This window comes from Streptomyces sp. NPDC060198 (assembly GCF_042728415.1).
Taxonomy (GTDB): Bacteria; Actinomycetota; Actinomycetes; order Streptomycetales; family Streptomycetaceae; genus Streptomyces.
Genome location: NZ_JBHWZJ010000380.1, coordinates 1 through 6,468, shown reverse-complemented (window position 1 = coordinate 6,468; position 6,468 = coordinate 1). Strand labels below are relative to the sequence as shown.

General features: G+C 70.3%; 5 protein-coding genes. All 5 read right to left on the bottom strand.

Annotated features, from left to right (window positions below; genetic code table 11):
• Window positions 1–43 precede the first annotated feature (43 nt).
• A complete protein-coding gene (locus ACFWEP_RS29700; protein WP_387374621.1) occupies window positions 44–1,072 on the bottom strand; it encodes a LacI family DNA-binding transcriptional regulator in 1,029 nt (342 codons plus the stop codon).
• A gap of 41 nt (window positions 1,073–1,113) precedes the next feature.
• Window positions 1,114–2,187, bottom strand: a complete 1,074-nt coding sequence (locus ACFWEP_RS29695; protein WP_387374619.1) for an ABC transporter permease — start codon at window positions 2,185–2,187, stop codon at window positions 1,114–1,116.
• Complete coding sequence (locus tag ACFWEP_RS29690; protein ID WP_387374617.1) at window positions 2,184–3,158, bottom strand: ABC transporter permease; 975 nt, start codon at window positions 3,156–3,158, stop codon at window positions 2,184–2,186. The genes ACFWEP_RS29695 and ACFWEP_RS29690 overlap by 4 nt, the downstream gene beginning before the upstream one ends.
• The gene (locus ACFWEP_RS29685) at window positions 3,155–4,804 is read right to left on the bottom strand and encodes a sugar ABC transporter ATP-binding protein (protein WP_387374615.1); all 1,650 of its coding nucleotides are present in this window, start codon (window positions 4,802–4,804) and stop codon (window positions 3,155–3,157) included. The genes ACFWEP_RS29690 and ACFWEP_RS29685 overlap by 4 nt, the downstream gene beginning before the upstream one ends.
• Before the next feature lie 161 nt (window positions 4,805–4,965).
• Entirely contained in the window at window positions 4,966–6,057 is a 1,092-nt protein-coding gene (locus tag ACFWEP_RS29680; RefSeq protein ID WP_266712981.1) for an ABC transporter substrate-binding protein, read from the bottom strand.
• Window positions 6,058–6,468: the final 411 nt, after the last annotated feature.

Here is a 6,468-nt window from a genome sequence, read left to right as displayed (position 1 = left end):
CCGGGGCGCGGGGCCCCGGCGCGCGCCGGCCGGGCGCCTCCGGTCAGGCGGCCGGGCCGGAGGGCCCGGGGACCGTCGACTCGCGGACGACGAGCCGGTAGCCGGGGCGCGGGCGCCGGGGTTCGCTCACCGGTACGCCTCCGAGGCGCTCGACGAGGCTGTCGACCGCGAGGCGCGCGATGGCCTCCTTGTCAGGGGCGATGGTGGTGAGGGTGGTGGTGCCGTAGCTGCTTTCCTCGATGTCGTCGAAGCCGACGAAGGCGATGTCGTCCGGGACGGACAGCCCGCGCGCGGTGACGGTGCGCATGGCACCGATCGCGATCAGGTCGTTGTAGGCGAAGACCGCGTCGGGCCGCTCGCCCCGGTCGAGCAGGGATGCCATCGCGATGGCTCCGTCCTCACGCCCGAATCCGTCCGTGACCACGACCAGCGCTTCGTCCGGTTCGATGCCGGCGGCCGTCAGCTCTTCGCGCCAGCCGCGCAACCGAAGGTGCGCGGGCTGGCGTTCACGGCCGGTGCGGGATCCGAGGAAGGCGATCCTGCTGCGTCCGTGGTCGAGCAGATGGCGTACCGCGGTACGGGCCGCGGCGACGTTGTCGATGGCGATGTGGTCGTACGGGGCCTCGTACTCCCGCTCCCCCAGCAGGACCAGGGGGGCGGTCTCCTCGCGGGCCATCAGGTCCTCGGTCTCCAGATGGATCGGGCTCATGATGAGCCCGTCGATCACGTGGGACCGGAACCCCTGGCTGACCAGCAGCTCCTTCTCGCGGAGCCCTGCCGTGTGGTCGACCAGCACGGTGTAGTCGTGCCGGGCGGCGGCGTCGACGACGGCTCCGGCCAGTTCGGCGAAGTACGGGTTGCCGAACTCGGGGACCGCCAGCGCGATGATGCCCGTACGGCCCTTGCGCAGATGACGGGCGGTGAGGTTCGGCCGGTAGCCGAGCTCATCGATCGCCTGCTGCACTTTGGCACGCATCTTCGGGGTGACGTGCTGGTAGTTGTTGACCACATTGGACACGGTCTTGATCGACACGCCCGCCCGCTGCGCTACGTCCTTGAGGCTGACGCCCACGGCACTCCTTCACTCGGTCCGGCTATGAGAGTTGGCTCCGCTCACGTGGTTCTGCGGTTGCGCGACAGATAGCGCTGCGCCACCACGACAACGATAAGGAAGCCGCCGCTGACCACCGACTGGTAGGAGGAGTTGAGGGTACCGATCTGGTTGATCAGATTCTGGATGACGGCGAGCAGCAGCACGCCCCAGAGGGTTCCGCTGATCGATCCGGCGCCGCCGACCAGCAGCGTTCCGCCGATGACGACGGCGGAGATCGCGTCGAGCTCCATGCCCACGCCGACGATGGTGACGCCGGAGGTGAGCCGGGCCGCGCTCAGCGCGCCGGCGAGGCCGGCGAGCAGACCACTCAGCGTGTAGACGATGATCTTCGTGCGGGCGACGGGAAGCCCCATCAGGGTCGCGGCGTCACTGCTGCCGCCCACGGCGAAGATCGACTGTCCGAACGAGGTCCGCTGGAGGACGAGCCCGCCGATCCCGAAGAGGACGAGGGCGATCAGGAGCGGGTACCCGAAGCCCCAGACCGCGCCCTGTCCCAGGTCGGCGAAGGCCGAGTCCTTCGGTACCAGGTAGGTGGTGCCGCCTTCGTCGGTGAGCGAGAGCAGCAGACCGCGGGCGCCGAGCAGGGTGGCGAGGGTGACGATGAAGGGGGCCATCCCGGCACGGGCGATGAGGAACCCGTTGAGCAGGCCGATCGCGGAGCAGACCACGAGCGGTACGAGCAGCGCGGGCAGGAATCCGTACTGCGAGGCCCAGGCGGCGAGGACGCCGCCGAGGGCGAAGACGGAGCCGACCGAGAGGTCGATGCCGCCGGTGATGATGACCATGGTCATGCCGAGGGCGACCACGGCGAGGAAGGACGCCTGCACGGTGACACCGCGGGCGTTGTCCAGGCTGTGGAACGCCGGGTACTTGAAGGAGGCGCCGACGATCACCAGGATCAGCACGGCGAGGACGCCCTGGCGCTGAAGGATGTCGAGGAAGCTCTGTCCCGTGGTGGGGCGGCCGGCGGAGCCGGCACCCGCCTGGTGACGGGGCTCGGGCGCCTTGGCCGGAGCGGGGGTCGCGTGCGGGGCCGTGGTCCGGGCCACCGGGGCGGAGGAGGTTTCGTTCATCGGGACCGGCGCTCCCGGGCGACGTAGACGGCGGCGATGATGATGGCTGCCTGGGCGATCTGGGCGGTGGAGTCGGGCAGGTCGTGCTTGACGAGGGTGGCGCGCAGGAGCTGCATCAGCAGGGCTCCGGCGACGGTGCCGAGCACGCGGACGGAACCGCCGGTGAGCGGGGTTCCGCCCACCACGACGGCGGTGATGGCGGAGAGCTCCATCAGGGTGCCGAGCGAGGACGGGTCGCTGGCGGTGAGCCGGGCAGTGGCGAGCACGCCGGCCAGCGCGGCCAGCACGCCGCAGAGCACGTAGACGCCGATGAGGACGCGCTTGACGGGAAGTCCGGCGAGTTTGGCGGCGGCGCGGTTGCCGCCGATGGCGACGACCTGGCGGCCGAAGGTGGTGCGCCCGATCAGGAAGGCCACGGCGACGGCGAGGACGCCGGCGATGAGCACGACCAGCGGAATACCGAGGAAGGAGTCGGTGCCGAGCGCGAGCAGGTCGGGGTTTTCGATCTGCTTGAGCTGGCCGTCCGCCATCACCAGGGCGAGGCCGCGGCCGCCCACGAAGAGCGCGAGGGTGGCGACGATGGGCTGGAGCCCGACGAGCGAGACGAGCGATCCGTTGACCGCGCCGACGACCGCGCCGGCGAGCAGGGCGATGCCGAGCGCCGGTACCAGCCCGTACCCGAGGTAGAGCGGGAGCAGGGCGGCGGCCACCGCCATGGTGGAGCCGACCGAGAGGTCTACGCCCTCGGTACCGATGACCAGGGCCATGCCCAGGGCGACGATGACGATGGGGGCGACCTGGACGAGCTGCGTGCGCAGGTTGTCGGTCGTCAGGAAGTGGTCGGTGAACAGCGCGTTGAAGAGCAGCAGCACGGCGACGGCCGCGTAGACGCCGTACTCCTGCCACCACGCGGGGGTGCGCAGCCGGGCCAGCGGGTTCGCTGCGGGCGGGGCCAGGGTGGCCTGGGTCATCGGGGTTCCTCCTGTGCGACCGGGGTCTTCTCCGGCGTGGCCGGCGCGTTCGTGGGCGACGCGTCCGGGGCGTGGTCGGCGAGCACTTCGAGCAGCCGGCTCTCGGCCACCTCGTCGCCGGCGAGCTCGCCCGCCACGGCTCCGCCGCGCAGGACGACGATGCGGTCGGCGCCCTCGATGAGCTCCTCGATGTCGGAGGAGATGAGCAGCACCGCCAGGCCTTCGCCCGCGAGTTCGTCGATGAGGCTCTGGACCTCCGCCTTGGCGCCGACGTCGATGCCTCGGGTGGGCTCGTCGAGCAGCAGGACCTTGGGCTCCAGGCAGAGCCAGCGGGCGATCAGCACCTTCTGCTGGTTGCCGCCGGAGAGTTCGCCGACCTTCTGCTCGGGGCTGGAGCACTTGATGCGCAGGCGCTTCATGAAGATCTCGACGACGCGGTCCTGCTTGGCGCGGGAGACGACTCCGGCCCGGGAGAGGCGGGGCATCGCGGCGAGCACGATGTTCTCGCGCACCGACAGACCGGGGATGATGCCCTCGGCCTTGCGGTCCTCGGGCAGGAGGCTGATGCCGGCCTTGATGGCGGCGGCCGGGGTGAGCCGGCCGAGCCTCTTGCCGTCGACGGTGATGTTCCCCGCGTCGACGTGCAGCGCGCCGGAGAGGGCCTTCGCCGTCTCGCTGCGGCCGGAGCCGAGGAGGCCGCCGAGCCCGAGAACCTCTCCGCCGTACAGCTCCAGGGAGATGTCGTGGAGATGGTGGCGGCTGGAGACGCCGGACGCGGTGAGGACCGGCGTACGGGTGGTGTCGTGACCGCCCTCGGTGAAGTTGGTGAGGCCCGACCGCTTGACCTCGGCCATGTCACGGCCGAGCATCATCGACACGAGCTGCATCCGGTTGAGGTCGGCGAGGTCGCCGGTGTGGATGTGGCGGCCGTCGCGCAGCACGGTGACCCGGTCGCAGATGCGGTAGAGCTCGTCCATGCGGTGGCTGACGTAGAGGACGGCGATGCCGCGCTCACGGAGGTCGGCGATGACCCGGAAGAGCGTCTCGACCTCGCGGGGCTCCAGCGAGGAGGTGGGCTCGTCCATGATGACGACCTGGGCGTTGACCGAGACGGCACGCGCGAGCGCGACCATCTGCTGGGTGCCGATGCCGAGGGTGTTCAGCGGGCGCTTGGGGTCGACGCGGACGCCGAAGCCGTCGAGCAGCTCGGTCGTCTCGCGGTGCATCCGGCCGAAGTCGATCATCCCGACGCGGTTCTTGGGCTCGCGCCCGAGGAAGATGTTCCGCGCCACGCTCATCAGCGGGACGAGGTTGACCTCCTGGTAGATGGTGGAGATGCCGGCCTGCTGGGCCTCGAAGGGCCGGGCGAAGCGGACGGCTCCGCCGTTCATCCGGAGTTCGCCGCCGTCGGGCCGGTAGACCCCTGTGAGCACCTTGATGAGGGTGGACTTGCCGGCACCGTTCTCACCGACCAGGGCGTGGGTCTCCCCCGCCCGCAGGGAGAACGACACGTCGTCCAGGGCGACGACGCCGGGGAACCGCTTGCTGACGCCGCGGGCTTCGAGGACCGTGCCGGCTTCCTGGGCGGGGCCCGGAGCGGATGCGACGGGCTCGGGCGGCTGGGTTACTGCTTCGGGTGGTGCCATGAATCCTGGCCTTCCAAGTTCCAAGGTGCCGAAAGGGCGGGCACGGGGGTGGATGGTCCCCCGTACCGGTTGGCGACGGAGGGAACTCCCGGCCGCCGTGGCACGGTTCGCGCCACGGCGGTCGCGGGAGAGCCTCAGGTGGTGTCCGGCGGGACGACGGATCAGTACGCGCCGCCGACCGACGCCTTGGCGTTGGTCTCGTCGTACGCACGGTCCGAGATGATGACGTTCTCGGGGATCTCCTCGCCGCCGTAGAACTTCTGGGCGGTCTGGAACGCCAGCGGGCCGAAGCGCGGGTTGGACTCGATCACGGCGTTGTACTCACCGTTGACGACGGCCTGGACGGCGTTGCGGGTGCCGTCGACCGACACGATCTTGACGTCCTTGCCCGGCTTCTTGCCGGCGGCCTTGAGCGCGGTGACGGCGCCGAGGCCCATCTCGTCGTTCTCGGCGTAGACGGCGGTGATCTCGGGCTTCGACTGGATCAGCTGCTCCATGACCTGCTGGCCCTTGTCACGGGCGAACTCGCCGGTCTGCTGGGCCACGATCTCCAGTCCCGGGGCCTTCGCCGCGAGCTGGTCCACGAAGCCCTTGGTGCGGTCGGTGGTGACGCCGTTGCCGGAGGTGCCGAGGAGGATGGCGACCTTGCCCTTGCCGCCGGTCGTCTTGATCATCGCGTCGGCGGCGCGCTTGCCCTGCTCCACGAAGTCCGAGCCGAGGAAGGCCACGTAGTCCTTGCAGGCGCCGGCGTTGAGCTTGCGGTCGATGGTGAGGACCGGGACCTTCTTCGCCGCGGCGGCCTTCAGCGCGGGCTCCAGGCCGTCCGAGTTGAGCGGGGCGACGATGAGGAACTGTGCACCCTGGGACAGCATGTCCTGGATGTCGCTGATCTGCTTCGACAGCTGCGACTGGGCGTTGGTGGTGAGCAGCTTCTTCACGCCGACCTTGGCCGCCTCGTCCTTGATGGACTGGGTCTCGGCGATACGGAACGGGTTGGCCTCCTTCTCCGACTGGGAGAAGCCGACGATCGCGTTCTTGAGATCGAGCTTGGGCGCCCCGTAGGTCTGGAGGGAGCAGCCGGAGCCGGAGGTGCTGTCGGGGGCCGTGGTGGCTGCCTGGGCGGCCTGCCCCGTGTCGGACGAGGCGGAGGTGTCGTTGGTCTCCGACTTCGAGCAGCCGGCCGCGGTGAGCATTGCGGTGGCGGCGAGCACGCAGGCCGCGGCGAGGGTACGGGATCGGCGCTGGATCATCATGCGCGGGACGCTCCTTGGGCGGGATGACGGCACGCGGAACCACGTGCGTCTGGCTGTTTCTGATGAAGCATCAGCACAAGTGCGGCTGATGCCGGTTGCCTGTCCTCGACTTCGTCCGTGGGTACGGAGGGGGGTCGGGAGGGGCGGCGCGGCCTGTCGGCGGCTCGGTTTACAACGTTATATATGCGGCTTCGACACGACGGCAAGAGCGCGACGGATGCGTTTCCAAAATGTGTCGTGGGGCGGGGGACGGGGCCTTTGCCCGGCTCGCGCACGCCCGCGTGCCGCCGCCGCGTACGGGCGCGCGACAGCACCGCTGCCGCCCGAGAGGGGTCAACACCGGTGTTGTGCCGTTAGGTTCATGACCGGCGGGGGCGGCCCGCACGAAAGCGGCCCGCCCCACCGGGAGGG

Coding starts and splice junctions, on each gene's coding strand:
- ACFWEP_RS29695 (WP_387374619.1), bottom strand. CDS start 2,187: ATGAACGAAACCTCCTCCGCCCCGGTGGCCCGGACCACGGCCCCGCAC.
- ACFWEP_RS29690 (WP_387374617.1), bottom strand. CDS start 3,158: ATGACCCAGGCCACCCTGGCCCCGCCCGCAGCGAACCCGCTGGCCCGG.
- ACFWEP_RS29685 (WP_387374615.1), bottom strand. CDS start 4,804: ATGGCACCACCCGAAGCAGTAACCCAGCCGCCCGAGCCCGTCGCATCC.
- ACFWEP_RS29680 (WP_266712981.1), bottom strand. CDS start 6,057: ATGATGATCCAGCGCCGATCCCGTACCCTCGCCGCGGCCTGCGTGCTC.